Source organism: Silanimonas sp. (assembly GCF_044377035.1).
In the GTDB taxonomy this organism is placed as follows: Bacteria; Pseudomonadota; Gammaproteobacteria; order Xanthomonadales; family Xanthomonadaceae; genus Silanimonas.
In genome coordinates this window covers 55,715-80,987 of record NZ_JBILJW010000014.1, presented here as the reverse complement: position 1 = coordinate 80,987, position 25,273 = coordinate 55,715, and the positions used below count along the sequence as shown (strand labels likewise).

Here is a 25,273-nt window from a genome sequence, read left to right as displayed (position 1 = left end):
GACTGGGCGCATGAGCCCGACGCCCTCGCGAACCCTCGTCCTTCTCGCCCATCCGCGCCTCTCCGCCAGCCGCATCAATGCGGCACTGCTGGGTGCAGCGCGCGACGTCGAAGGCATCACGCTTCACGACCTCTACCACGCGTACCCGGACGGCTTCATCGACGTGGCCGCCGAGCAGCAGCGCCTGCTCGCGCACGACAACGTCGTGCTGCAGTTCCCGATCCAGTGGTACGCGATGCCCGCGCTGCTGAAGCACTGGTTCGACGAGGTGCTGCAGGCCGGCTGGGCCTATGGGCAGGACGGCCATGCGCTGCGGGGCAAGGGGCTGTTCGTCGCGGCGACCAGCGGCGGCGACCCGGAAGGCTACGGCCGCCACGCGGCGCAGTTCACGCTGGCCGAGCTGTTCCGGCCCATCGAAGCCAGCGCCCGCTACTGCGGCATGCGCTGGCTCGGGCACGCGGCCTATGGCGCGAACGAACGCATCAATGCGCGTCTGCCCGAATTCGCCGCCGACTACCGGGCGCGACTCGCGGCATTCACGCGCGGCGACGCCCACCCCGAACACGACAGCCGCTGAGGGCCATCCCATGCTGCACGACGCCCTGATCTACCTCGCGGCCGCCGTCATCGCCGTGCCGCTGTTCAAGCGCCTCGGCCTCGGCGCCGTGCTGGGCTACCTGATCGCCGGCGTGCTGATCGGCCCCTCGGTGCTGCGCCTCATCGACGATCCGGAGACCGTGCTCAAGTTCTCCGAGCTCGGCGTCGTCCTGCTGCTCTTCCTGGTCGGCCTGGAATTGAACCCGCGCAAGCTCTGGCAGCTGCGCGTGCCGATCTTCGGCATGGGCAGCCTGCAGGTGTTCGGCACCATCGGCCTCGTCGGCGGCGCGCTGTGGGCGCTGGGCACGCCGTGGCCGGTGGCGCTGATCGTCGGCATCGCCGCGTCGCTCAGTTCCACCAGCCTCGGCCTCGCATTGATGGGCGAACGCGGCCTGCTGCCGACGGCGGGCGGGCGCAGCGCGCTGTCCGTGCTGCTGTTCCAAGACATCCTCGTCATTCCCATCCTGCTGCTGGTGGCCTGGCTGGCACCGTCCGGTGCGGCCCACGGCGACGGCGGCGGCCATGGCCCGTTCTCGCCGCTGGCTGCCGCCGGCCTCGTCGTCGGCATGGTGGTGCTGGCGCGCTTCGCCATGCGCCCGCTGCTGCGCTTCATCGCCAACACCGGCCTGCGCGAGGTGTTCGTCGCCTTCGCCCTGCTGCTGGTGATCGGCGCGGCGCTCGCGGCTGAAGGCGTCGGCGCCTCCGCCGCGCTCGGCACCTTCCTCGCTGGCGTGCTGCTCGCGGAAAGCGAATACCGCCACGAACTCAACATCGTCATCGAGCCCTTCAAGGGCCTGCTGCTGGGCCTGTTCTTCATCGCCGTCGGCATGGGCGTGCAGCTGTCGCTGTTCGTCGAGCAGCCGCTGCTGGTGATCGGCGGCACCGTCGCCCTGGTCGCGGCCAAGCTCGTCGTGCTGTTCGCCGCGGCGCGGGCGTTCCGCCTCTGCGGGCAGGACGGCGTGGTGTTCTCGGTGGTGCTCTCACAGGTCGGCGAATTCGCCTTCGTGGTGCTCGCCGCGGCGCGCGCCAACGGCAGCTTGCCTGCCGACGTCGCGGCCACGATGAACGCGATCGTCGCCGCCAGCATCCTCAGCACTCCACTGCTGTTCCTTGTCGTCTCGCGCTTCGTGATGCCGCGGATGAACCGCGCCGAGGCCCGCGAGGCCGACGCCATCGACGAACGCAACGAGGTGATCGTCGCCGGCGTGGGTCGCTTCGGCCAGGTGGTGTCGCGCCTGCTGCTCGGGCGCGGCTATGGCGTCACCCTGATCGACCACGACCCCGAGCAGGTCGAGCTGATGCGCCGCTTCGGCTTCCGCACCTACTACGGCGACGCGGCGCGCCGCGACGTGCTGGAGGCCGCGGGGATCGAGGAGGCGAAACTGCTGGTGCTGGCCTTCGACGACCCCGAGCGCGTGCACGAGACGGCGGCGCTGGTTCGCGAACGCTTCCCGCACGTGAAGCTGATCGCCCGGGCACGCGGCCGCACCGAAGCCTTCGAGTTGGCCGAGCTGGGCGTGGCGTTCGAACGCGAGACCTTCCGCGCCGCCGCAGCCGTCGGCGAACGCGCGCTGGTGGCGCTCGGCGAGCACCCGCACGACGCGCACCGGGCGCAGCAGGCCTTCGTGCGCCACGACCTGCAAATGCTGCATGAAGCCGCCAAGGTCCGGGACGACGACCAGACCCTCATCAGCCTGGCCGAACGCGCCCGCGCCGACCTCGCGCAATTGCTGAAGCGCGAAGGCCTGCCGGATGCCGAGGACGGCGATGGTGAGGGCGCGCCAATACCGAGCGACTGGACGCGCTGAGCCCCGAGGCCGGTGCTAGGCTCGTCCATTGGGGACAGCACGCAGGGAAGGCCATGACGGCGCAGCCGAGGCGATCCGCGAAGGACCGGTGGAGCCGCGCGCTGCTGCTTGCGGCGGCGCTGCTGCCCGGCGCGCCAAGCCTTGCCAACGAGCGCGCCCTGCAGGACCTCTACCGCGACCACTGGACCACCCGCGACGGCCTGCCCCACAACTCGATCAACGCCATCGCACAGACGCCCGAAGGCTATCTGTGGTTCGCCACGTGGGAAGGCCTGGTCCGCTACAACGGGCAGTCGTTCACCCAGTTCGACCGCCGCCAGATCCCGGCGCTGCAGGATGGCGCGCTGCGCGCCCTGCACGTCGATGCCCGCGGGCGACTCGTGGCGGGCGGCGCCCGCGGCAGCTTGGTCCGCCAGGACGGCGAGGGTGGCTGGGAGCCCCTGCCTTCCGCGCCCGTCATGGTCACCATGATCCACGGCGGACCCGACGGCGGCCTATGGGTGGGCACCGAGACCGCGGGCGTCGTGCATCTGACGGCCGCCGGCGCGGCGCAGGTGCTGGAGCCGCCGGCCGACGATCCGGTCGGCAGCAATCTCGACATCGCCGTCGATGCGCGCGGGCGGCAATGGTCGGCCCACGCGGGCGGCCTCCGGCGCGTCGACGGCGGCGGCCTGCGGCGCGCCGAAGTCATCGGCCTACCCGACGGGTCCATCACCGCCCTGGCCAGCGATGGCGATCGGCTGGTCGCCGGCAGCGCCCGCGGCGTTTATATCGCCAATGGCGCCGCGGAGACGCTGGTCTTCCAGCCCCTCGACCCCGCCCTCGACAACGTCAGCATCTCGCGCGTGCTGCCCGATGGGGCCGGCGGGCTGTGGATCGGCACGCTCACCGACGGCCTGATGCGCTGGACCGCAAAGGGCCTCGAGCGCCTGGGCGTGGGGCCTGACCGTCCGAGCTCGCGCATCGTCTCGCTGTTCATCGACCGCGAAGACAACCTCTGGGTCGGCACGAACAGCGGCCTGTTCCGCTTCACCGATGCGCCGTTCTCGAACGTGGCGCGCCAGCACGGCCTGCCCGACGACTACGTGCGCAGCCTGCTCGCGCGCGACGATGGCAGCGTGCTGATCGGCACCGCCCAGGGGCTGGCAAGCAGCCGCGCCGACGGGACGGTGGTGCGGCTGGGTGCCGGCACGACGCTCGCCGACGCCTCCGTGCTCAGCCTCGCCGATGCTGGCGCGGGCCGCGTGTGGGTGGGCACCTACGACGACGGCGCGCTGCTGTGGGATGGCGAACGTGTCGTCTCCCGGCTCGACACCGCGAATGGCCTGCCCGCGAACGAAGTGCGCGCCCTCATCGCCGATGGCGATGCCCTGTGGCTGGGCACCTCACGCGGCCTGGCGCGCTGGGCCGACGGCGCCGTGCAGCAGTGGACCGAAGCGCAGGGCCTGCCGACGAACTTCGTCATCGCCCTGCATCGCGATTCCCGCGGACGGCTCTGGGTGGGCACGGGCCTCGGCGCGGTGATCGTCGAGAACGCCACGCTGCGGCCGCTCGACCTCAAGGCGCATGAGGACGCGGAGTACGCCTTCGGCTTCCTCGAAGACCGCCAGCGCGGCGCGATGTGGGTCGCCTCCGACCGCGGCCTGCTGCGCTTCGACGCCGACGGCCGGCCCACCGGCGCGGTCGGCCTCGCCGCGGGCCTGCCCTACGAAAAAGTGTTCGGCCTGCTGCTCGATCCGGAGGGCCAGCTCTGGGCCAGCGGAAATCGCGGCATCCTTCGTATCGACATGGCCCGTGTGAATGCGGTGGCCGATGGGAGGGCCCTGCCGCTCGACGTCGAACGCTTCACCGAAGCCGACGGCATGGCCAGCGCGCAATGCAACGGCGGTTCGCAACCGGTGGTGGCGCTCGACCGCGACGGCCGCCGATGGTTCGCGACCTCGGTTGGCGCCACCCACGTCGATCCTGCCGACCTGCAGCGCCACACCCGCCATGCGCCCCCGGTGGTGATCGAATCGGTGATCGCCGACGGCCGTGCGCTGCCACTCACTGCGAAGGCCGAGTTGGTCCTGCCTGCCGGCGCGCGCCGGCTGGAACTGCGCTATGCCGGCCTCGGTTTCGTTCTGCCCGAGCGCCTGCGCTACCGCCATCGCCTCGACGGGTTCGACAGCGACTGGGTGGAGCGCGGCAGCGAAACCTTCGTCGAGTACTCGGGCCTTCCGCCCGGCCGCTACGAGTTCCGGGTGGAAGCCGCCCACCCGCGCGGCGCCTGGGGGCAGAGCCGCGCCCAGATCGTCATCGACGTGCCGCCCCTGTGGTGGCAGCGCACGCTGGTCGTCTGGGGCTTCGCCATCGCCGCCCTGCTGGGGGCCGGCCTGCTGCTGCGCTGGCGCCTGCACCGCCTCGCCGCCAACGAGCGCCACCTCGCGCAACTGGTGGACGAACGCACGCTGGAGATCGAGCAGCAGAAAGCCCGCCTGCGCCACCAGGCCGAGGAATTCGCGCGCCAGGCGCGCGAGGATGCGCTCACCGGCATCAGCAACCGCCGCGCCTTCGACGAAGCACTGGCCCGCGAGTTCGCCCGCGCCAAGCGCAACGACGCCCCGCTGAGCATCGCCATCGTCGACCTCGACCACTTCAAGCAGGTCAACGACCGTTGGAGCCACGCCGTGGGCGACGAGGTGCTCAAGCGCGTGGCCGCCCGCTTGAAGGCCGATTCGCGCGGCTTCGACGTGGTGGCGCGCTGGGGCGGCGAGGAATTCGCCCTGCTGCTGCCGGAAACCACCCTCGAGGCGGCGCTGGCCACCGGCGAGCGCCTGCGCCAAGGCGTGATGGCCATCGTCTTCAGCGACATCGACCCGACGCTGGGCATCACCGCCAGCTTCGGGGTGGCCGAAGCGGCCGGCGTCGACACCCATCACCGCCTGCTGCTTCAGGCCGACGAAGCGCTGTACCGCGCCAAGGCCAACGGCCGCAATCGCGTGGAAGGCTGAGCCGGCGCCACGCGCCGGCCGCAACGCTCAGTGCAGGTTCGGGTCGGGCCCAGCGGCTGCCGCCGCGGCGCGCTTCTTCTCGGCGTGCTCGGCGCGTTCGGCCTCCAGCATCGCCAGCCATTCCTCGAGCGTGTGCCCGCCCTCGGCGGCTTCCTCCGCCGCAGCCTTCTCCAGCACCGGCGACATCCGCAGCGTGGTGCCGCGGCCTTCCGACTCGCAGCGCGACGCGGTGTGCTTGAGCATGGCGATCAGAAGGCCCGGGCTGTCGATGCCGTCCAGCGCGCGCCCGGCCACCACCATCACCCATTCGTCGCCATAGAGCCCACCGGCAGCCACCAAGGCGCCGGCGTCATCGACGAGCTGCGCGTGCGCCACGAAGGGCGCGCCGGTGCGGCGAGAGGCGGCCGCGTTCGCGGCCTTCTTTTCGCGCTTCTTGCGGGCCGCGCGCTTGGCCTGGGAGTGCTGGGACATGCGCGCAGTCTACAGCTGGCCCGCCAGCGCGAGCTGCGCGCGCAGTGCGTCGTTCACCCGCGTCTGCCAACCCTCGCCCGTGGCACGGAGGGCCGCCACGATGTCGGGGTCGAGGCGCAACTTCACCGCCACCTTGGCCTGCGCGGACTTGGGCCGACCACGCAGGCGCTTGCCGAGCGCGGCGCGCACGGCTTCGGGCGCAGCCTTCGCATTGCCGATACGGTGATCGGCCGCCGCGAAATCCGCCGCCGTCCACGCCGGCGCGTCATCGGGATCAATCCAGCCCGAAGGCTTTTGCTTCGTCGTCATGCACATACCTCATCGAAATGATGCGGCGAGCGTCGCCGCGAGGGGTCCAGACCACCATGACCAGTCGGCCATCGAGCACGCCCACCGTCTGGAAGCGGGGCTCTCCGTAGTCCTTTCGGTCGTCCTCCCGTGTCGCGGTGGGGCCGGCAAACAAGGCACTGGCTTCCGCGAAATCGAGGCCCCGCTCGCGCAGGGTGATGACCCGTTTCCTTGGGTCGAACTCGACATCCATTCGATTTAACGTACACCCATTAATTCAGCCGATCAACGGCGGTGGGTCACGGTGACTTGGCGCCGCATCGTGCGCCGTCGGAAAACCACGCAGTGTCAGGGCAGGAAGTGACCACGAACGCCGGGGCGATTCATTCACTCAGTTCGGGAAGCGAACCTCTTCCATGCCGTCATTGCCGTACCTAAGGAGCACAAATTCGTTCAAGCCAACAGGACCAATCACCGCGGAACCATCTTCGCCATTCTCAATACGGATGTCGTCCCGTGGAACAAGCCACCGGTGATCAATGGAGTAGGCGGAGTCGTATCGAGGGGAACGAAGGTAGTACGCCCCCTCTGTGATCTTGTAGACATGCCACCACGAATAGGAGTTCGAGAGCCGCTGATCGACTAGAACGCGAAGTTCCTCACCCCGAAGAAACTCCGGCGCCGCTCGACCGTACCAGTTCCCGAGTAGGGCGAAAGCAATCCCGACCGCTGCGAATGATGCAAAGCGAATGCTCGTTCTCTCCATGACAGCTACCTGATCGACACTGGATTAATGACGGAGTTGCCTGGGAAGTTTGCGTCCCAAGTCTGGATCGAGCGTGTCAGCGAACGCGGCGATCTTTCCCATCCGAAAAAGCCATCATCGGCTGCGTCTTCGATCCCAAACGTTACGTCAAGAGCTTCAGCCACCCATCCAGAGCAGTTAGTGCTTGCCGTACCCCAGACCCACGATTGCTGGGCGAAAGAACGAAATCGCTTCATTTGGTCTTCATTCGCCCTGAAGAAGAAGCTGCTTCGTTGACGATAGCGATCCCGGTTCTTCTTCTCGACGTTCTTCGTTGTGTCGGAACCCGGACATCCGCACTCCGAATCCCGAATGGCAAGCTCATGCCCACTCTCGAATGCGCTCCATGTCTCAAGAAGATCACCGGAGTCATCGTTTACGCTAATCCATGCATGCCCGGCTGCCGGCCCATTGAGCCGGGTTGGGTGAATGTCCGTGTGTATGCCGAGAACTCTGCCAAGTTCTGCCAGGCCCAACGGATCCACAGCCGTCAGCGGGGCCGCGCCGACGTAGCTGTAGGTGGAGATGCCGCCGTTCAGCCCGATAGGGTCTGATTCCAAGTAACGACCGATGGTGGGGTCGTAGTAGCGATGCACGTTGTAGTACCAGCCACTCTCGCTGTCGCGGTACTGCCCGGCGAAGCGCAGGTTGAAGGTGAAGCTCGTCGTGTCGCCGTCCGGGTTCTGGTTCGGGGTGCTCTCGCCGAACGGGTCGTTGGTCTGGTTCCAGCGCCAGATGCCCACGTTGCGGGTGGCCTCCACGATCACCCGCGGGGTGCCGAGATGGTCGCTCTCGATGTAATGCAGCACCGGCACCGCCGCAGTGCCGGCGATCACGCCAATCGGAAGGTTCCCGAGCCACACGATCTCTTGAACGCGCGCACCGGCGTTGTCGTACTCGCCGATGAGCTGCGCGTTCTCGTTGTAGACGAAGTAGGTGTTGCCGCTGGTGTTGCTGCTCGTCCACTTGCGCACCCGCAGGCCCTGCCCGGTGTACTGATAGCGCCGCGTGGTGCTGCCGTTGACGAACACCGTCAGGCGGCTGCGGTCGTCGTAGGTGAGCGTGCGCGGGCCGATGGTGAGCGGGTTGCCGACGGCGTCGTAGGTGCGGGCCTCGGTGCCGGTCTGCGCCAGGCGGTGATTGGTCGCCGCGTAGACGTAGGGCGTGATCGCGCCGTTCGCCGCCGTCTGCTTGCCGGTGCGGTTGCCCGTCTTGTCGACCGGGTAAGCACGCTGCGTGACGTTGCTGGTGTTGTCGGCGTTCGTCAGACGGTCGAGGCCGTCGTAGCGGGTGAGCCACCGCGCTCGCGCGGCACGGCCGCGCGCGGTGGCGAACGGGTTGGGCAGGATTGCCCAACCCCGGGGCGACTTGGCGAGCGCAGGACGCGCGATGTTAGTCACCGGCTTCAGTCGCCAGCGCTACATCGCCACCTCGGGAAAAAGCCCAGAAGAATGAGCTGGCAATCCACCCCGAAATCGCGGCAACAAGAGCGAAATTGAGCGAGTTACGAAGCACCGCCACTGCATTCAGCGCTCCGTATTCCAACTCAAAAATGGCGCTCGGGAGGAAAAGCATGCTGTAAGCGACCATACCTATCGAGACTCCCGCGAGCATAAAGTGGCGCAACCTAGTCCACTTGTTTCTCCGCATCAGAATCAAGGCCGGAATGCCAAACATGACGGCTGACAGATAGCCGATGCAAATCACGGGAAGATAAAGACCTCGAAGCATTTCAACTTCTGGAAATGCGGCACTTATCACCCACAGCCCCGCGGGAAAAACTGCAGGACACACAAGGAAAGCTGCAGCAGTTCGGAGAACACCTCCCATTATTGGCCCTCAATTTCCGCAACGGCATGCCGCAGCCGCCTTGTCATTCTGCGCATAAAACTCGTCGTTGATCAGCCAATCATTGAATGGGACAAGGTCGTTCTGCTTCCAGTTCAACCCCTCGCCAAAGTTGTTGATGGTGACACTGTTGCCATCCGTCACAACTGTTCGAGCAACGTATCCCGGCCATAACGGATGACCTGGGATAGTGACGTTCACGATAACTGGGCTGCCGCGATAAGTCAGTTCGTAACTCATCACAGGACTAGGACCACCGCCACTGCGCCAATCATTTGGGGTTGCATCATTTGGAGTGCCTTGCAGTGTCGCAGGGCGGTTGTTTCCTGGCGTTGGGTTGTCTCTGATGTATCGCCGGATGCAGTCCGCATCGACGTTGGTGTATGTGCTGTGCTTGTTGTATCGGTGGAAGTTGAACTGCCAAGGCACGATGCTGCTTGGCCAACCGTCGGGCTGAGGGAAGTTGATGACTGGGCCTCCGGCGGGTTGACACATGACATTCCCGTTCGTCGCGTGACACCACAACCCCAACGGATCCACCGCCGTCAACGGCGCTGCGCCCACATAGCCGTAGGTGCTGATCCCACCCCCCAACCCAATCGGATCGCTCTCCAGATACCGCCCCGTGCCCGGGTCGTAGTAGCGATGCACGTTGTAGTACCACCCGCTCTCGCTGTCGCGGTACTGCCCGGCGAAGCGCAGGTTGAACGTGAAGCTCGTCGTATCGCCGTCCGGGTTCTGGCTCGGCGTGCTCTCGCCAAACGGGTCGTTGGTCTGGTTCCAGCGCCAGATGCCGACGTTGCGGGTGGCATCCACGATCACGCGCGGCGTGCCGAGGTGGTCGCTCTCGATGTAATGCAGCACCGGGGTGGCCGCGGTGCCGGCGATCACGCCAATCGGCAGGTTCCCGAGCCACACGATCTCTTGAACGCGCGCACCAGCGTTGTCGTACTCGCCGATGAGCTGCGCGTTCTCGTTGTAGACGAAGTAGGTGTTGCCGCTGGTGTTGCTGCTCGTCCACTTCCGCACCCGTAGGCCCTGCCCGGTGTACTGGTAGCGGCGCGTGGTGCTGCCGTTGACGAACACCGTCAGGCGGCTGCGGTCGTCGTAGGTGAGCGTGCGCGCGCCGATGGTGATCGGGTTGCCCACCGCGTCGTAGGTGCGGGCTTCGGTGCCGGTCTGCGCCAGGCGGTGGTTGGTCGCCGCGTAAACGTAGGGCGTGATGGCACCACCCGCCGCCGTCTGCTTGCCCGTGCGGTTGCCCGTCTTGTCGACCGGGTAAGCACGCTGCGTGACGTTGCTGGTGTTGTCGGCGTGCGTCAGGCGGTCGAGGCCGTCGTAGCGGAAGCGGTTGTTCGCGCCCGTGCCGAGGATGGCCGTGATGTTGCCCACCGCGTCCACGCCGTAGTCCTGCGTCCAGCCGCTGGCCTCGCTGCTGGTGATGCGGTCGATGGCGTAGTCCAGATCGTAGGCACGCGCCTGCGTGCGGCCGTTGCCGTAGGTCAGCTTGCTCACCGGCCCGAAGGGCAGGCGCTCGATGCCGTTGATCAGCGGCAAATCGACGCTGCTGCCCGGCAGGCGCACGGCGACGGTGTTCACTTCGCCGGTGGCGTAGCCGAACCTCACGATGGCGCCGCTGGGCAGGGTCTGCGTGCTCAGGCGGCCCTGGGCGTCGTACGCGTAGGCCGTGGTGAAGGTGCGCCCATTGGTCACCTGCACCTTGCGGGTGAGGCGGCCCAGCAGGTCGTAGCACCAGCGCGTGCTGCCGCTGGCGTCCGTCATCGACGACAGGCGGCCGAGGGCGAAGGTCTCGCCCGCCGGGCAGCCGGTGGCGCTGTCGTAGACGAAGCTCGTGTTCAGCGCGGCCGTCGGGAAGCGGATGCCGGTGAGGCGGTTCAGCGCGTCGTACGTGTAGCCCACCGTGATGCCGCGGGCGTCGGTCTGGCTGCTGCGGTTGCCGGCGGCGTCCACCGTGTAGGTGGTGGTGCCGGTGTCCGGGCTTTCCAGTTTCAGCAGGTTGCCCAGGCCGTCGTTGGTGTAGCGCGTGATCAGGCCCTTCGGGTCGGTGACCGTGGTGAGCTGGTCGAGCGCGTCGTAGCCGAACTGGGTTTCGACGTTCAGCCCGGCCACGTCCTGCAGCTGCTTGGTCACGCGGTCCAGCGCGTCGACGTCCTGATCGGTGGTGCGGTTCAGCGGGTCGCTGGCGAGGTCGAGGTTGCCGTTCGCATCCTGCGTGAACAACGTGGCCCGGCCCGCGGCGTTGGCGGCCTGCGACAGCCGCCCCAGCGTGTTGAACTGCTGCGTGAGCGTTCGGCGCAGCGTGCCCGAGGCGTCCTTCATGTTCTCCGCCGTGCGGTTGCCGGCGTTGTCCAGCGTCCACTCGATTCGGTTGCCGCGCTGGTCCCGCACCGCCGTCAGACGGCGCGCGGTGTCGTAGGTGTAGGTGAGCGAGCGGCCGTCCGGCGTGGTGACCGATTCGACATCGCCCACCGCCGTGTAGGTGATCGTGGTGGTGAGCCCACCCACCGTGCGCGAGGCCAGCCAGCCGCGCGGGGTGTAGGTGAAGGTGCTCACCAGCCCGTTGGCGTCGCGGCTTTCCAGCAGGCGGCCCGCGCCGTCGTAACGGACGAAGTGCGTGGTGTGGCCGCGCGCGTTGGTGACCGACTTCAGGTCGCCCTTGCGGAACGAACACGTCGTCGGCGAGGAGGCGCACGCCGGGTCCTCGGCGTCGAAGTAGGTGTAGGTGGTGATGTCGGAAACATCGGTGCGCGGGCCGTCGATGGTGAGGAGGCGGCCTTCGGGGTCGCGGGTGGCAGTGAGCGTGCGCGAAGCGCCCGCCACGGGGTCGGACACCGTCACCGACAGCACGTTGCCCAGCGCGTCGTGCGTGTAGACCGTGCGCTGCACGACCGTGCCCGCGGCGTTCTTGACCCGCTCTTCCACCGGCACCGAGAACACCGCGTGCCAGTCGGTTTCGGTGGTGCGTTGCTGCGGCGTGCCAACGCTTTCGGTGTGACTGGTTTGGCGGCCGCGAGCGTCGTGCGCGAACGTGTGCTGGCGGTTGTTGAAGTCGGTGGCGGAGTTCGGGTGGCCGTTACCGTCGTAGGACAGACTCCCGTAACGGTTGCCGCACTGGGCGCTGGGGCCGGACAACCGAGTTAGCTTGGACTCGCCGTTGACTACGGCGAACTCGAAGTCGCGCGCATTGCCGAGTTCATCGGTGATTCGTGTCTTCCTGCGCGACAGCACATAATCCAGCGTGACGCGGTCCGTCGAATCGGTCGCTGTGCCATGAACGCTCAGAATCGCGCGGCTTCGGTCGTCATAGGCCCACGTGGCGAATCGGCGGCCACGTTCATCGGTGATTCCGGTCAACAGATAGCGGCGGCCGACAAGACCTTGCTCGGGACTTCCGGGAATGAGCGGAACGGGAGGTGCGTCGTAATGGAAACGTCGAGTGACTCCACCCGGGAAGATGATCTGATCGAGTAGATGAAGCTGGGGATACCCCAGACCCCTCAGGTGGCGCACGCCGACGAGCGGCCCCCTGTCCACTGATCGATAAGAAAGGCTGACAACTGTCCCTTCGGGCAGCTCGATTGCCGTTATCAGTCGTTCTCGCCCATCGCTGAGCCGAATTGCACCGATGCCATAAGAGAACCTGACCGTCCGACCGTTCTCCGCCCTAAGGGCTATGAGCCGCCTTGCGGCGTCATAGACATACGAAACGCGAGCGCCACCACGATATCGGACGGCGACAGGCTCCCCATTCATCGAGAAGAACGTGCTTCGCTCAGGCTCGATTAGCGTGAGATCTCCCGGCTCACCTGGAAGGCTGTCACGAAGGAGAACGTGAGCAGACGACCCTTGCTGGAGCCAACGACTTTCGACTCGCGAAAAGCTAACCCGGTCACCGTTCATCAAGGTGACGCGGAAGTTTCTCGACGAAGCGTCTGGCCACGAAAAAGCCCGAGCGGGCGCGAAAGCACTGCTGCTCCATCCCCAACCGAAGTGTTCGGTAGAACGAGCCCCCACTGAGGAGTAATGGAGACCGAGCGTGATGCCCTCTAGGAGGGGGAAATCAGGCTCCCGCTGAAGCTTCACACCCGTTGCCGAGTGAATGGGGTTCGTTGCGTTTGTCGGACAAACCGAGTTGTTTAGGTCGGGATCCTCTACCTCGGCAATCGGCATGCAGACAGGCTCAACACCCGCTGCAGCTTGCTCCAGCGACGGCTTCGCGAGTGTAGTTCCCTCTTCGCAGACCCACGTCCTGATTGCCCAGTTTTGCCGATGCAGACCTTCGTATCTGTCGCAGCGGCTCTGCGAAAAGCAATAGGTCTCCGTCATGGCGCACCCATCACCCCATTCCGGGTGAACCTGGAACTTCGCTTCTTCGTATGAGTACTGACCAGAGCTCTGGAGAACCAGTTGATCTGCGTAGTCTCTGCATGCCAGATCGCCATTGGCCCAGGGCGTTGCCCCAGCGAGGGAGGCGACATACATCTGTTCCGCTGGTCTGACGGACCCGGTCGCAATGACCTGAGAAGAAGCAATGAGGGCCATGGCCAGAATCGCGCACAGCCGAGCGAAAGCGCAGTCGGTATTCATCTACGAGGGGGGGCTGGAAAAGGGGGGTCGGGCCGGGGGGCCGCGGCGCGGAGGCTAACCGCCACCCGCGCGAGGATGCAAACCAGCCAGCCTTCACCCCACGACCTACAATGCCCCCATGCCCCACCTCGAACTCTCCCTGCGCTGCCGCGCCAAAGACGAGCCTTGGCTCGAGCGCGCGCTCACCGACCTCGGCGCGATGAGCGTCACCCTGCTCGACCCGCAGGCCGACACTACCAACGAGCAGGCCATCCTCGAACCCGGCGTCGGCGAAACACCGCTGTGGGCGGATTGCCTCGTGGTCGCGCTGTTCGATGAAGACGTGCCACGCGAGCCGCTGCTGGCTGCGCTCGAATCGATCGACCCGCGTGCGGATCTCGCTTCGGCCTCGTTCCGCGTGGTCGACGACCAGGACTGGGTGCGGGCGTGGATGGACCAGTTCCAGCCGATGGCCTTCGGCACGCGCACGTGGATCGTGCCGTGGGATCACGAGCTGCCCGAGGCCGCGCAGGCGGCGAATGCCGCCGTGGTTCGCCTCGACCCGGGCCTCGCCTTCGGCTCCGGCACGCACGCCACCACGGCGCTCTGCCTCGACTGGCTCGACGGCCTCGATCTCTCCGGCAAGACGGTGCTCGATTTCGGCTGCGGCAGCGGCATCCTCGCCCTCGCCGCGCTGAAGCTGGGGGCGGAGCGCGCGGTGGGCGTCGACAACGACCCGCAGGCCATCCTCGCCACCACCGACAACGCGCTGCGCAACGGCGTGGCGGAGCGGATGAACGTCCATCTGCCGCCCGAGGAACCAAAGGCGACGTACCCCGTCGTCGTCGCCAACATCCTCGCCGTCGCGCTCGACGCACTGGCCGACGTGCTCGCCTCGCGCGTGGCGCCGGGCGGCGTGATCGCGCTCTCCGGCATCCTCAAGGGGCAGGACGAGGCCCTGGTCGAGCGCTATTCGGCGTGGTTCGACGAGCTCGTCGTGACCCAGCGCGAGGACTGGGTGCGCATCACCGGCCGTCGCCGGGCGCACTGAGACCCGTACACTCCGCCGCCATGCCGCGCCCGCTGCCCAGCTTCGTCCGTCCGCCCCCGAAAATCGCCCCGCTTTCCCGGGCGGGCCGCTGGCGCGTCGGCGCCCTGTTGGTCGCCGCCTGCTTGGTGCTGCTGGTGCAGATCGTGCTGGCTGACCGTGAACGCTTCGCCGCCAGCCCCACCTGGCGGCCTTGGATGGAGCAGGCCTGCGCCTCGCTGGGCTGCACCCTCCCGGCCTGGCACGAGCCGGGCGCCTTTGTCGTGCTCAGCCGCGAGATCCAGCCCCACCCGACCAACCGCCAGGCCCTGCTGGTGACGGCCAGCTTCCGCAACGACGCGGCCTGGACGCAGGGCTGGCCCCTGCTGGAACTGGCCCTCACCGACCTCGACGGCCAACGGATCGGCCTGCGGCGCTTCCAGCCGGTGGAATACCTCGGCGGCAGCCCGTCCCGGGAAGGCCTGGCCCCCGGCCAATCGGCCACGGTGGCCTTGGAAATCCTCGATCCGGGCAACCGCGCCGTGGCCTTCGAGTTCGATTTCCACTGACACCAAAGTCGAGGTCGCGCGGCGTTCGGAATTGGGGCAGACTCCCCCTCCCCGTCGTCCACTGGACGGTCGACGGGTTCGATCCTGGGGTCTCCGTGAACGCTCTCTCTTCCCGTGCCGAAGCCGCTCCGGCCGTGCCCGCATTGCGCGAGGCCGTGGGCCGCGCCACGCGCCGCTACCTGCATGACCGTGGCGAGTGCGAGGCCGATTCGCTCTACGCGCTGATGCTGTCCGAGATGGAAACCGGCCTGCTGACCGAAGTGATGAAGCACTGCGAGGGCAACCAGAGCCGCGCTGCCGCCGTGCTGGGCATCAACCGCGCCACGCTGCGCAAGAAGCTCGAAGCCGTCGGGCTGCTGCGCTGATCCTGCCGGGACCCGCGCCCGTATAATTCGCGTCTTTCCGCCCGTGATGGGCCGAGGGAGACGCATGACCGACCACCGCCAGCCCGTCCGCCGGGCCCTGCTGTCCGTTTCCGACAAGACCGGCCTGCTGCCGCTGGCGCAAGCGCTCGCCGCGAAGGGCGTGGTGCTGCTCTCCACTGGCGGTACGGCCAAGGCCTTGCGCGATGCGGGCTTGAACGTCACCGATGTCTCCACCGTCACCGGCTTCCCGGAAATCATGGATGGCCGCGTCAAGACCCTGCATCCCAAGGTGCACGGCGGACTGCTCGGCCGCGCCGCCATCGACGACGCGGTGATGGCACAGCACGGCATCGAAGCCATCGACCTGCTGGTGGTGAACCTGTATCCGTTCGAAGCGACGGTCGCCAAGCCCGACTGCTCGTACGAGGACGCCGTCGAGAACATCGACATCGGCGGCCCGGCCATGCTGCGCGCGGCGGCCAAGAACCACGCCCGCGTCGCGGTGCTCACCGACCCGGCCGATTACGACGGCTTCCTTGAGGCGCTGGGCGCCGGCGGCACCACCGCCGCGCAGCGCCGCGGCTACGCCGCCAAGGGCTACGCGCACACCGCGCGCTACGACGGCAAGGTGAGCATGTGGCTCTCGGCACGCGTCGAGGATGAGGCCAAGGCCGCCGAATGGCCGTCCACGCTGAACCTGCAGCTCGACCTCGGCAGCAAGCTCCGCTACGGCGAGAACCCGCACCAGCGCGGCGCGCTGTACGTCGAGCGCGGCGCGCCGATGGGCATCGTCGCCACCGCGCAGTTCCTGCAGGGCAAGGAGCTCAGCTACAACAACCTCGCCGACGCGGATGCCGCGCTCGAGTGCGTGAAGCAGTTCCACCAGCCGGCCTGCGTGATCGTCAAGCACGCCAACCCCTGCGGCGTGGCCGTGGCGCAGGATGTGTTCGCCGCCTACGACCGCGCCTACGCCACCGACCCGACCTCGGCCTTCGGCGGCATCATCGCCTTCAATCGCCCGCTCGACGCCGGCACGGCGGAAGAGATCCTCAAGCGCCAGTTCGTCGAAGTGGTGATCGCGCCGGTCGTCAGCGACGAGGCCGTGGCCGTGTTCGCGAAGAAGCCGAACGTGCGCGTGATGGCCTGCGGCGCGCTCGATGTGCCGGCCAAGGCGCTGGACTACAAGCGCATCGCTGGCGGCTTGCTCGTGCAGGACGCCGACGTGACGCCGTGGGCCGCAGGCGATGGCCGGATTGTCACCAAGCGCCAGCCCTCCGCCGAGGAGATGGCCGACCTCGTGTTCGCCTGGCAGGTGGCGATGTACGTGAAGTCGAACGCCATCGTGTATGCGAAAGACGCGCAGACGGTGGGCATCGGCGCCGGCCAGATGAGCCGCGTGGTGAGCGCGAAGATCGCTGCGCTGAAGGCCGAAGAAGCCGGCCTCGTGGTGCCCGGCGCGGTGATGGCGAGCGACGCCTTCTTCCCCTTCCGTGACGGCATCGATGCCGCCGGAAAGGCCGGCATTCGTGCCGTGATCCAGCCGGGCGGCTCGATGCGCGACGCCGAGGTGATCGCCGCCGCCGACGAGCACGACATGGCGATGGTGTTCACCGGCACCCGCCACTTCAAGCACTGAAGAACAGCCGGTGCCGCTCCGCCCCGCCACCGCCGCCGACCACGCGCGCATCGTCGCGCTGAACGCGGCGGAGGTGGCGCAGACCAGCGCCATGGACGCGGCGCGTCTCGCCGAGCTCGATGCCCTCGCCTGCGCGCACTGGGTGGTCGAGCACAAGGGCGAGGCCGTGGCCTTCCTGCTGGCGATGGACGAGACGGCGGCCTACGACAACGATAACTTCCGCTGGTTCGCCGCTCGCCTGCCGCGCTTCGTCTACATCGATCGCATCGTGGTCGATGCCCGCGCCGCCGGCCAAGGCATCGGAAAGCAGCTCTACCAGCACCTGTCTGATCACGCGCGCCAGCAAGGCATCAACGCCCTCGTCTGCGAATACAACCTCGATCCGCCGAACCCCGGCTCGAAGGCCTTCCACGATCGACTCGGCTTCCGCGAGATCGGGCAACAACGCGTTGCGGGCGGCCAAAAACTCGTGTCCATGCAACTTTTGAATCTTCGCGAAGGCAGCCCCTCATGAAAATCCTCGTCATCGGCAACGGCGGCCGCGAGCACGCGCTGGCCTGGAAGCTCGCGCAGAGCGCGTGCGTCAGCGAAGTGCTTGTCGCGCCCGGCAACTCCGGCACCGCCACCGAAGCCAAGTGCCGCAACGTCGACACCAAGGCCACCGACCTCGACGGCCTGCTCGCGCTGGTGCAGCGCGAAGGCGTCGCGCTGACCGTGGTCGGTCCCGAGGCGCCGCTGGTGGCCGGCGTGGTGGATCGTTTCCGCGCCGCTGGCCTTCGCATCTTCGGGCCGACGACGAAGGCCGCGCAGCTCGAAGGCAGCAAGTCCTTCGCCAAGGATTTCCTCAAGCGCCATGGCATTCCCACCGCGGGCTACGAGGTGTTCACCGAGGTCGATGCGGCCTGCGCCTACATCCGCGCGCGCACCGCTGAGCTCAACGACACCCGCATCGTGGTGAAGGCCGACGGCCTCGCCGCCGGCAAGGGCGTGATCGTCGCGATGAGCGTGGCCGAGGCTGAAGACGCCGTGCGCGACATATTGGCCGGCAACGCTTTCGGCAGCGCCGGATCGCGTGTCGTCATCGAGGATTTCCTCGACGGCGAGGAGGCCAGCTTCATCTCGATGGTCGACGGCGTGAACGCGCTGCCGATGGCCACTTCGCAGGACCACAAGCGCGTCGGCGATGGCGACACCGGCCCGAACACCGGCGGCATGGGCGCCTACTCGCCCGCCCCCGTGGTCACGCCCGAGGTGCATGCCCGCGTCATGCGCGAGGTCGTGGAGCCCACGGTGCGCGGCATGGCGGCCGATGGCGTGCCCTTCACCGGCTTCCTCTACGCCGGCCTGATGATCGACGCGCACGGCGCGCCCAAAGTCATCGAGTTCAACGTGCGCTTCGGCGATCCGGAAACCCAGCCGGTGATGCTGCGCCTCGACTCCGACCTGGTCGATCTCGTCGAAGCGGCCATCGACGGCAAACTCAACGCGATCGAAGCCCGCTGGTCGCCCGAACCCGCGCTCGGCGTGGTGATGGCCGCCAAGCCCTATCCCGAAACGCCGATCACCGGCGACGTGATCCACGGCCTCGATGCCGTGCCGGCCTTCGCCAAGGTCTTCCATGCCGGTGCCGTGCTCGACGACGGCGCGGTGAAGACCAGCGGCGGGCGCGTGCTTTGTGTGTGCGCCAAGGGGGCGGACATCCGCGAGGCGCAGCGCAAGGCTTACGAGGCTGTCGCCAAGATCTCGTGGGCGAACGAACTGCACCGCAACGACATCGGCTGGCGCGCCGTGGCGCGCGAGCAGGGCTGATTCCCACCCAGCACCGGAGGCGACCATGAAGCTGTTCTGCTCCCTGCCCTCGCCCTTCGCCCGCAAGGCGCGCGCGCTCGCCGCCGAGAAAGGTCTGGAACTCGAGCTCGTCGAAGTCGACGTGCTCGACCCGGCCAGCCCGGTCGCCGCGCTGAATCCGCTGCGCAAGGTGCCCTGCCTCGTCACCGACGACGGCGAGGCCTGGTTCGATTCGCCCGTCATTTGCGAGTGGCTCGACGCACAGCCCGGCCCGCGGTTGCTTCCCGAGGACTTCGCGGCACGCATGCGCGTGAAGCGCCTCGAAGCGCTCGCCGACGGCCTGCTCGATGCCGCCGTGCTGGTCCGGCTCGAATCCGTGTGGCCCGGCCGCACGGCCGAGCAGCGCAGCACCGCGTGGATGGACTGGCAGTGGCTGAAGATCGACGGCGCCGTTGGCGAGCTCGAACGCCACCTCGCCGCCCGCGCAGCCAGCGATGCCCCGCCGGCGTTCTTCGAAGGCGATGACGTCACCCTGGCGGATCTTGCCGTCGGCAGCGCGCTGGAGTGGATCGACTTCCGCCTGCCCCACCGCCCGTGGCGCGCGCAGGCCCCGCTTCTCGCGACCTGGCTGGCGCGTTTCTCGATGCGCCCCACGTTCGCCGCCAGCGCCCCGGTGCTGCCCAAGCCCTGAGCCCTCGCAGGTTTGCTACGTTCTGCGGGCCCTCGGAGCCCGCCATGTCGCACAGCCAGTTCGCACTGCTTTCCCAACGCCGCTTCGCCCCGTTCTTCCTCGCGCAGTCGCTGGGTGCGTTCAACGACAACGTCTTCAAGCAGGCGCTGGTCATCCTCGTCACCGTCAAGGCGGTGGGGCTGAGCAGCGACGAGCGCAGTCTGTGGGCGAACCTCGCCAGCGCGCTGTTCATCCTCCCCTTCTTCCTGTTCTCGGCCACCGCCGGTCAATGGGCCGAGAAGTACGAGAAGGCGCGCTCGATCCGCCGCATCAAGCTGCTGGAGATCGTCATCGCCGTGCTCGCGGCCGTCGGCTTCTGGCTCGATTCGCTGCCCTTCCTGCTCGGCGTGCTGTTCCTGCTCGGCGCGCAGAGCACCCTGTTCGGACCGATCAAGTACGCGATCCTGCCGCAGGCCCTGAAACCCGAAGAGCTCACCGGCGGCAACGGCCTCGTCGAGACGGGCACCTTCCTCGCCATCCTGGTCGGCACGATCTTCGGCGGCGTGCTGATCAGCGAGTACGAACAGGGCCCCTTCCTCGCCTCGCTGGCGGTCATCGCCATCGCCGTCGCCGGCTATGTCGCCGCGCGCTTCGTCCCCGAAGCCCCGGCCACCGCACCCGACCTCACCATCGACCGCAACCCGCTGCGCGCCACGCTCTCGACGCTGGCCACGCTGAAGGGCCAGCGCGCGGTGCTGAACTCGGTGCTCGGCATCAGCTGGTTCTTCTTCTTCGGCGCGCTGTTCCTCGCACAGTTGCCGAAGTACGCCCTCGATGTGCTCGGCGGCGATGCGACGGTGATCCCGCTGCTGCTGACGCTGTTCTCGCTGGGTATCGGGCTCGGGTCACTGCTGTGCGAAACGCTGTCGCGCCGCACCGTCGAGATCGGCCTCGTGCCGCTGGGCGCCATCGGCATGACGGTGTTCGGCGTCGACCTGTGGCTGGCCCAGCCGCAGGCCAGCGCGCACGCCCTCGAGGTCGCAGCCGGAAGCGCCAGCGCGCTCGACTGGCGCGGCTTCCTGGCGGCCGAAGGCAGCGTGCGCATCGCCATCGACCTCGCGCTGATCGGCGTCTTCGGCGGCTTCTTCATCGTGCCGCTGTTCGCCTTGGTGCAGCAACGCGCGCCGCGCGAGCAGCTCTCGCGCGTCATTGCGGCCAACAACATCGTCAACGCCCTCTTCATCGTGATCGCAGCGGGGCTCGCGGTGTTGCTGCTTGGCCCGGTGGGCCTGTCGATCCCCGAGCTCTTCCTGGTCACCGCGGCGCTGAACGCGGTCGTGGCGATCTACATCTTCAGCCTCGTGCCCGAGTTCCTGATGCGCTTCCTGGTGTGGCTGGCGACGCTCGCCATGTACCGCATCGACACCAAGGGCATCGAGGAGAACATCCCCGACGAAGGCGCGGCTCTCGTGGTCTGCAACCACGTCGGCTACATGGACGCCCTGCTGCTGGCCGGCGCCATCCCGCGCCCGGTGAAGTTCGTCATGTACTACAAGATCTTCCGCATTCCGGTCATGAACTGGGTGTTCCGCGCGGCGGGTGCGATCCCCATCGCAGGAAGCAAGGAGGACCCCGAACTGATGCAGCGCGCCTTCGACCGCATCGACGCGGCGCTCGCGAACGGCGAGCTCGTCGGCATCTTCCCCGAGGGCGGGCTGACGAAGGACGGCGAGATCGCGACGTTCCGCCCCGGCGTCGAGAAAATCCTCGCCCGTCGCGCGGTGCCGGTGGTGCCGATGGCGCTGAAGAACCTCTGGGGCAGCCTGTTCAGCCGCCGCGACACCGCGATGGGCCGCATGCGCCTCCCGCGCCGCTTCCGCGCCGCGATCGGCATCGAGGCGACAACGGCGGTGCCGGGCGAGACCGCCACTGCGGCCCTGCTCGAGGAAAAGGTGCGCGCGCTGCGCGGTGATTCGGCATAACGGCCCGCTGCCCGATCGCGAGGCCGGCATGCGCGGCTGGCCCGCCCCGTGACTTTCGAGGCAAGAAACCCGACGGTCCGGCCGAAGGGGTCATCCTGACCCTCGGCCGGATGGCGCATCCCTGCGCCACCGCTTCGCGGCTTGCGTCTGGTCGATCGGCCGGGGCTCCTTATTCGCCTCGCATGCCGGCCTCGCGACGGCGCATCGGGTTCGCGGCGAATGCGGAGGAGCGCCGCGCTCGAGGGATGGCGGGCCAGCGACCAGCGAGCCATGGATGGCGAGCGCGCGGCTCGGGGCAGGACCGCCCCGGGTCCGCGGAAAGCGGCCCGCCATCACGCGAGGCAGGCGCCACGGCGTCGGTGTCGGGCCGCTACCCGACAAACCCCGCCACGACGAACAGCGCCAGCACGCCCATCCAGATCACCAGGATGCGCCACACGAGGCTCATCGCATCGCGCAGTTCCAGCAGCGCGGGGGCCTGCGCCGGGCCATCAGCCGCATAGGCCTCTTCCTCGGCGAGTTCGACGGCCACGCTCACCCGCGCGGCGGCTTCCAGGTGCCCAAGGCCGAGACGCACGCCGTCGGCATGCCAGCGACGCCAGGCGCCGATCACCGCGTCGAAATCCGCGGCCAGCGCGAGCGTCAGCGTCATCAACTGCGCCACCGGCCAATCGAGCACGCCGAGCAGGACGCTCGCGGTGCCGCGCTGGGCTTCCGGCAGGCGCTGCTGCGCCGCGCCCTGCGCCGACAGCGCCACCAGCCGGTAGCCGACCGCGCCGACCGGCCCGAGCACGAAGAACCAGAACAGCGGCCCGAACCAGCGCCACAAAGCGCAGCGGAAGACTGCTTCCACCAGAGGGCCGCCCTCGATGACCGCATCGTCGCGCTGCGGGAACAGCGGCTTGGCCGCCTCGCGCCGGGCCTCGGTGCCGTCGGCTTCGATGACCGCTTCGACATCGAGATCAAGATCGCGCGGGCCCCAGGCGTAGAACACCGCCGCGATGCCGAGCAGCAGGCTCGGCAGGCCGTAGGCCCAGCCCGAGAGCCACCACTGCAGCGCGGCGAGCAGGACCAGCGGCAGGCCGAGGCCGAACCAGAGCGCGGCGCGACGCAGGCTGCCGCCCTCGGCGCCCAGCACGCCCAACCAGGCGACGAAGCCATCGTGGTGGCGAAGCGCGGCCAGCGGCTTGGCGAAATGGCCGAGCAGCAGGGCGGCGATGACGGCGACGAGGGTGATGGACATCCGGTCTTGAGGCGACGGCGCGTGCGGAGGGGGAGTCTAGCGCGCGGGCGCGAAGGGCTCGTGCGGTGGCCTCAGGCCGTGCCGTCGGCCCAGGCTTCGATCAGGGCGCGGGCGATCGAGAGCCGGGGCGCGAACGCCAGCGGCGGCGGCTCGGCGCCGCGCGGCGTGTCGCCCGCCGCGAGTCCGGCGGCAACCTCCTCGCGGGAGAACCAGCGCGCGGCCTCGAGTTCATCGTCCACCTCCGGCGCAGGGGCATCGGCCGCGGCTTCGGCATGGAAGCCGAGCATCAGCGCCATCGGAAAGGGCCAGGGCTGGTCGCCGGCGTAGCGCACGGCGCCCACCTCGACGCGGGTTTCCTCGAAGACCTCGCGGCGCACGGCTTGGGCCAGGGACTCGCCGGGCTCGACGAAGCCGGCCACCACCGACCAGCGGCCCGGGGGCCAGCTGCGCTGCCGCCCAAGCAGGAGCCGATCACCGGAGCTGACCGCCACGATGATGGCGGGGTCGGTGCGTGGGTAGGCCTCGAGGCCGCAAGCGGGGCAGCGCGCCGACCAACCCGCCTGCCGACGCTCGACGGCGCCGCCGCAGGCACCGCAGAAGCGCGCGCGACGCTGCCAGTTCAACAGGCCTGCGGCCGCCGCGAACAGGGCGGCCTCGCGGCCCGGCCACTGCAGGCCGGCGCGGCGCAGGTCGACGGTGGGGGCGCCTTCGGCCAGACGCTCCCAGGCGAAACAGGGCATGCCGTCGACCAGACCGATGAAGGCCGCATCCTCGGGGCGCTCGCTGGCCAAGGCTTCGCCGTGGGGCCAATCGGCGAACTCGCCCTCCTCGAGGCTGCGCGATTCGGCGTCGAGGCGCAGCACCCTGGCTTCGGGCCAAGCGGCGTCGAGGGCCTCGGTGGAGGAGCGAAGGTGTGCGGCGCGGTCGAAGCCGCCGTCGACGAAAGCGAAGCCCGAGAGGCTCACACCGAGAAGCTGCTGCCGCAGCCGCAGGTGGTCTTGGCGTTCGGGTTGCGGATGACGAACTGCGACCCCGCGAGGCTTTCGCGGTAGTCGACCTCGGCGCCCATCAGGTACTGCAGGCTCAGCGGGTCGACGACGAGGGTGACGCCATCGCGGTGCACGGCAACGTCGTCCTCGTTGCTGGCCTCGTCGAACTCGAAGCCGTATTGGAAGCCCGAGCAGCCGCCGCCGGTGATGTAGACGCGCAGCTTCAGTTCGGCATTGCCCTCGTCAGCGATCAGCGCGGCGACCTTGGCCGCGGCGGCCGGCGTGAAGCCCAAGGGGGCATCGAGATCCTGGTAGCTGGGCGTGGTCATGGGCATGAGGTGGCGTTCGGCGACGTCGGATTCAAGCACGTCGCCCGTCAGGCCGGCGTCGCTTCGCGCTCGGCGGTGGTGCGGGGCGACGAGGCTGGCTTGCCGCCGACTGAATCCACGGGCACCACGGCGCCCTTGGCCGCGACATGCACGAGCTGCCCCGTCACCGCGGCACCGGCGGCCATCTCGATGACGGCGTAATGGAGGTTGCCCTCGACGCGGGCTTCCGGGCCCAGCTCGAGGCGTTCGAAGGCGTGCACGTCGCCCTTCACGAAGCCGTTGATGACGATCACCGGCGCATGCAGCTCGCCCTCGACGCGCCCCCGGGCTGCCACGGTGATCGTCGCCTCGGCGCCGGCCTCGGCCAGCGCGCGACCGATCAGCTGGCCTTCGAGGTACAGGCCACCGGCGAACTGCACGTCGCCGCGCAGCACCACCTGCGGGCCGATGAGCGTGTCGACACTGCCGCCGGCGCGGGGCGCGCGGGCCTTGGAATCACCGAAACCGAGCATGGGACGATCCTTTGGGGGGAATCAGGGGGCCGCGCCGCCCTGCCAGGGCAGGGTGGCGTCGATCGGGCCACCGCCGCCGTCCAGGGTCACACGGACGCGCTGCGGGGTGAAGCCAGCCGGCAGCACGATGCTGCCTTCGAGCTTCTGGAAGTAGCGGAAAGAATACGCCTGCCCCGGGGCCTTGTCGGCCTGCCGCAACGTGTCCCAGTCGACGGTTTTCAGGGCCCCACCGGCCACGCCTTCCACGGCGAATCGCAGGCGTCCGGCGCTGATCGCGCCGCGATTGAGGTTCTGCGTCAAGGTCAGGGTGTAGCGCCAGCTGCCGCCAGCTTCCGGCTGGAACTCGGCTGCGTGCACCGAGAGGCCACGGCGTTGCCCGGTGGCGCCCACCAGTCGTTCATAGAAGGCCACGTCGGCGCGCAGGGCGGCGATCTCCTCGTCGCGCTCGGCCAGGGTCTCCTGCACCTCGAGGTTCGCCGCGCGGCTGATCTGCTCGGAGCGCGACAGCGTCGCGACCTGCTGCCTGGCGGTTACCAGTTCGGCACGCGCCTCGGCGTGCACCTTCAGCAACTCGCCGTGCTCGGCCCGCAGGTCCGTGAGGGCCGGCTCGGCGCGCCAGGCCATCCAAGCCCACAGCGCCAGCAGCGACAGCGGCCAACCGACGAGCACGGCCCAGCGGCGCAAGCGGTCGGAAGCGCGGCGGGGCACCACGATGAAGCGGGAATCGTCGTCGCGTTGGTGGCTCACGGCTCGGATCCGGCACGGG

General features: G+C 68.5%; 22 protein-coding genes. 11 read left to right on the top strand and 11 right to left on the bottom strand.

Annotation, left to right across the window (positions count from 1 at the left end):
- The first annotated feature begins 10 nt into the window (after positions 1–10).
- From ACIQ6S_RS09530 to ACIQ6S_RS09520, 3 genes are read left to right on the top strand one after another with little or no spacing between them, the layout of a single operon-like run.
- Positions 11–577: an NAD(P)H-dependent oxidoreductase gene (locus tag ACIQ6S_RS09530; RefSeq protein WP_397608154.1), complete on the top strand. Its 567-nt coding sequence runs from the start codon at positions 11–13 to the stop codon at positions 575–577.
- Positions 578–587: 10 nt separating this feature from the next.
- The gene (locus ACIQ6S_RS09525) at positions 588–2,405 is read left to right on the top strand and encodes a monovalent cation:proton antiporter-2 (CPA2) family protein (RefSeq protein WP_397608153.1); all 1,818 of its coding nucleotides are present in this window, start codon (positions 588–590) and stop codon (positions 2,403–2,405) included.
- A 53-nt stretch (positions 2,406–2,458) separates the two neighbouring features.
- Complete coding sequence (locus ACIQ6S_RS09520) at positions 2,459–5,398, top strand: diguanylate cyclase (protein ID WP_397608152.1); 2,940 nt, start codon at positions 2,459–2,461, stop codon at positions 5,396–5,398.
- Positions 5,399–5,425: 27 nt separating this feature from the next.
- Here ACIQ6S_RS09520 and ACIQ6S_RS09515 read toward each other — a convergent pair whose 3' ends face one another.
- From ACIQ6S_RS09515 to ACIQ6S_RS09490, 6 genes are all read right to left on the bottom strand, one after another.
- Positions 5,426–5,869, bottom strand: coding sequence for a hypothetical protein (locus ACIQ6S_RS09515; protein ID WP_397608151.1), 444 nt, complete (start codon positions 5,867–5,869; stop codon positions 5,426–5,428).
- A gap of 9 nt (positions 5,870–5,878) precedes the next feature.
- Entirely contained in the window at positions 5,879–6,178 is a 300-nt protein-coding gene (locus ACIQ6S_RS09510) for a BrnA antitoxin family protein (protein ID WP_397608150.1), read from the bottom strand.
- Positions 6,144–6,410, bottom strand: coding sequence for a BrnT family toxin (locus tag ACIQ6S_RS09505; RefSeq protein WP_397608149.1), 267 nt, complete (start codon positions 6,408–6,410; stop codon positions 6,144–6,146). Before ACIQ6S_RS09505 ends, ACIQ6S_RS09510 begins: the two co-directional genes overlap by 35 nt.
- A gap of 518 nt (positions 6,411–6,928) precedes the next feature.
- Positions 6,929–8,362: an RHS repeat-associated core domain-containing protein gene (locus ACIQ6S_RS09500; RefSeq protein ID WP_397608148.1), complete on the bottom strand. Its 1,434-nt coding sequence runs from the start codon at positions 8,360–8,362 to the stop codon at positions 6,929–6,931.
- Positions 8,355–8,693 (bottom strand): hypothetical protein, encoded by a 339-nt coding sequence (locus tag ACIQ6S_RS09495; protein ID WP_397608147.1) that lies wholly within the window; start codon positions 8,691–8,693, stop codon positions 8,355–8,357. The genes ACIQ6S_RS09500 and ACIQ6S_RS09495 overlap by 8 nt, the downstream gene beginning before the upstream one ends.
- 108 nt (positions 8,694–8,801) lie before the next feature.
- Complete coding sequence (locus ACIQ6S_RS09490; protein ID WP_397608146.1) at positions 8,802–12,059, bottom strand: RHS repeat-associated core domain-containing protein; 3,258 nt, start codon at positions 12,057–12,059, stop codon at positions 8,802–8,804.
- A gap of 1,477 nt (positions 12,060–13,536) precedes the next feature.
- Between ACIQ6S_RS09490 and prmA the strand changes: the two genes are divergently transcribed.
- The 8 genes from prmA to ACIQ6S_RS09450 all read left to right on the top strand — a co-directional run bounded on the left by prmA (position 13,537) and on the right by ACIQ6S_RS09450 (position 21,434).
- Complete coding sequence (prmA, locus tag ACIQ6S_RS09485) at positions 13,537–14,448, top strand: 50S ribosomal protein L11 methyltransferase (RefSeq protein WP_397608145.1); 912 nt, start codon at positions 13,537–13,539, stop codon at positions 14,446–14,448.
- A 20-nt stretch (positions 14,449–14,468) separates the two neighbouring features.
- Entirely contained in the window at positions 14,469–14,993 is a 525-nt protein-coding gene (locus ACIQ6S_RS09480; RefSeq protein ID WP_397608144.1) for a DUF3426 domain-containing protein, read from the top strand.
- Positions 14,994–15,088: 95 nt separating this feature from the next.
- On the top strand, positions 15,089–15,358 hold the full coding sequence (locus tag ACIQ6S_RS09475) for a helix-turn-helix domain-containing protein (protein WP_397608143.1): 270 nt from the start codon (positions 15,089–15,091) through the stop codon (positions 15,356–15,358).
- Between the two features lie 64 nt (positions 15,359–15,422).
- A complete protein-coding gene (purH, locus tag ACIQ6S_RS09470; protein ID WP_397608142.1) occupies positions 15,423–16,994 on the top strand; it encodes a bifunctional phosphoribosylaminoimidazolecarboxamide formyltransferase/IMP cyclohydrolase in 1,572 nt (523 codons plus the stop codon).
- Between the two features lie 10 nt (positions 16,995–17,004).
- Complete coding sequence (locus ACIQ6S_RS09465) at positions 17,005–17,508, top strand: GNAT family N-acetyltransferase (protein ID WP_397572971.1); 504 nt, start codon at positions 17,005–17,007, stop codon at positions 17,506–17,508.
- Entirely contained in the window at positions 17,505–18,803 is a 1,299-nt protein-coding gene (purD, locus tag ACIQ6S_RS09460) for a phosphoribosylamine--glycine ligase (protein WP_397608141.1), read from the top strand. The genes ACIQ6S_RS09465 and purD overlap by 4 nt, the downstream gene beginning before the upstream one ends.
- Before the next feature lie 25 nt (positions 18,804–18,828).
- Entirely contained in the window at positions 18,829–19,473 is a 645-nt protein-coding gene (locus ACIQ6S_RS09455) for a glutathione S-transferase N-terminal domain-containing protein (RefSeq protein ID WP_397608140.1), read from the top strand.
- A gap of 44 nt (positions 19,474–19,517) precedes the next feature.
- Entirely contained in the window at positions 19,518–21,434 is a 1,917-nt protein-coding gene (locus ACIQ6S_RS09450) for an MFS transporter (RefSeq protein ID WP_397608139.1), read from the top strand.
- A gap of 370 nt (positions 21,435–21,804) precedes the next feature.
- On the opposite strand, the gene ACIQ6S_RS09445 is transcribed toward ACIQ6S_RS09450, so the two are convergent.
- The 5 genes from ACIQ6S_RS09445 to ACIQ6S_RS09425 all read right to left on the bottom strand — a co-directional run bounded on the left by ACIQ6S_RS09445 (position 21,805) and on the right by ACIQ6S_RS09425 (position 25,254).
- Positions 21,805–22,677, bottom strand: coding sequence for a hypothetical protein (locus tag ACIQ6S_RS09445; RefSeq protein ID WP_397608138.1), 873 nt, complete (start codon positions 22,675–22,677; stop codon positions 21,805–21,807).
- A gap of 71 nt (positions 22,678–22,748) precedes the next feature.
- Positions 22,749–23,642 carry an NAD(+) diphosphatase gene (gene nudC, locus ACIQ6S_RS09440; RefSeq protein WP_397608137.1) on the bottom strand — a complete coding sequence of 298 codons (894 nt, stop codon included), beginning with the start codon at positions 23,640–23,642 and terminating at the stop codon, positions 22,749–22,751.
- On the bottom strand, positions 23,639–24,001 hold the full coding sequence (gene erpA / locus ACIQ6S_RS09435) for an iron-sulfur cluster insertion protein ErpA (RefSeq protein WP_397572982.1): 363 nt from the start codon (positions 23,999–24,001) through the stop codon (positions 23,639–23,641). The genes nudC and erpA overlap by 4 nt, the downstream gene beginning before the upstream one ends.
- 41 nt (positions 24,002–24,042) lie before the next feature.
- Positions 24,043–24,507: a polymer-forming cytoskeletal protein gene (locus tag ACIQ6S_RS09430; RefSeq protein WP_397608136.1), complete on the bottom strand. Its 465-nt coding sequence runs from the start codon at positions 24,505–24,507 to the stop codon at positions 24,043–24,045.
- Positions 24,508–24,528: 21 nt separating this feature from the next.
- The gene (locus ACIQ6S_RS09425; protein ID WP_397608135.1) at positions 24,529–25,254 is read right to left on the bottom strand and encodes a DUF6776 family protein; all 726 of its coding nucleotides are present in this window, start codon (positions 25,252–25,254) and stop codon (positions 24,529–24,531) included.
- Between the last annotated feature and the right edge of the window lie 19 nt (positions 25,255–25,273).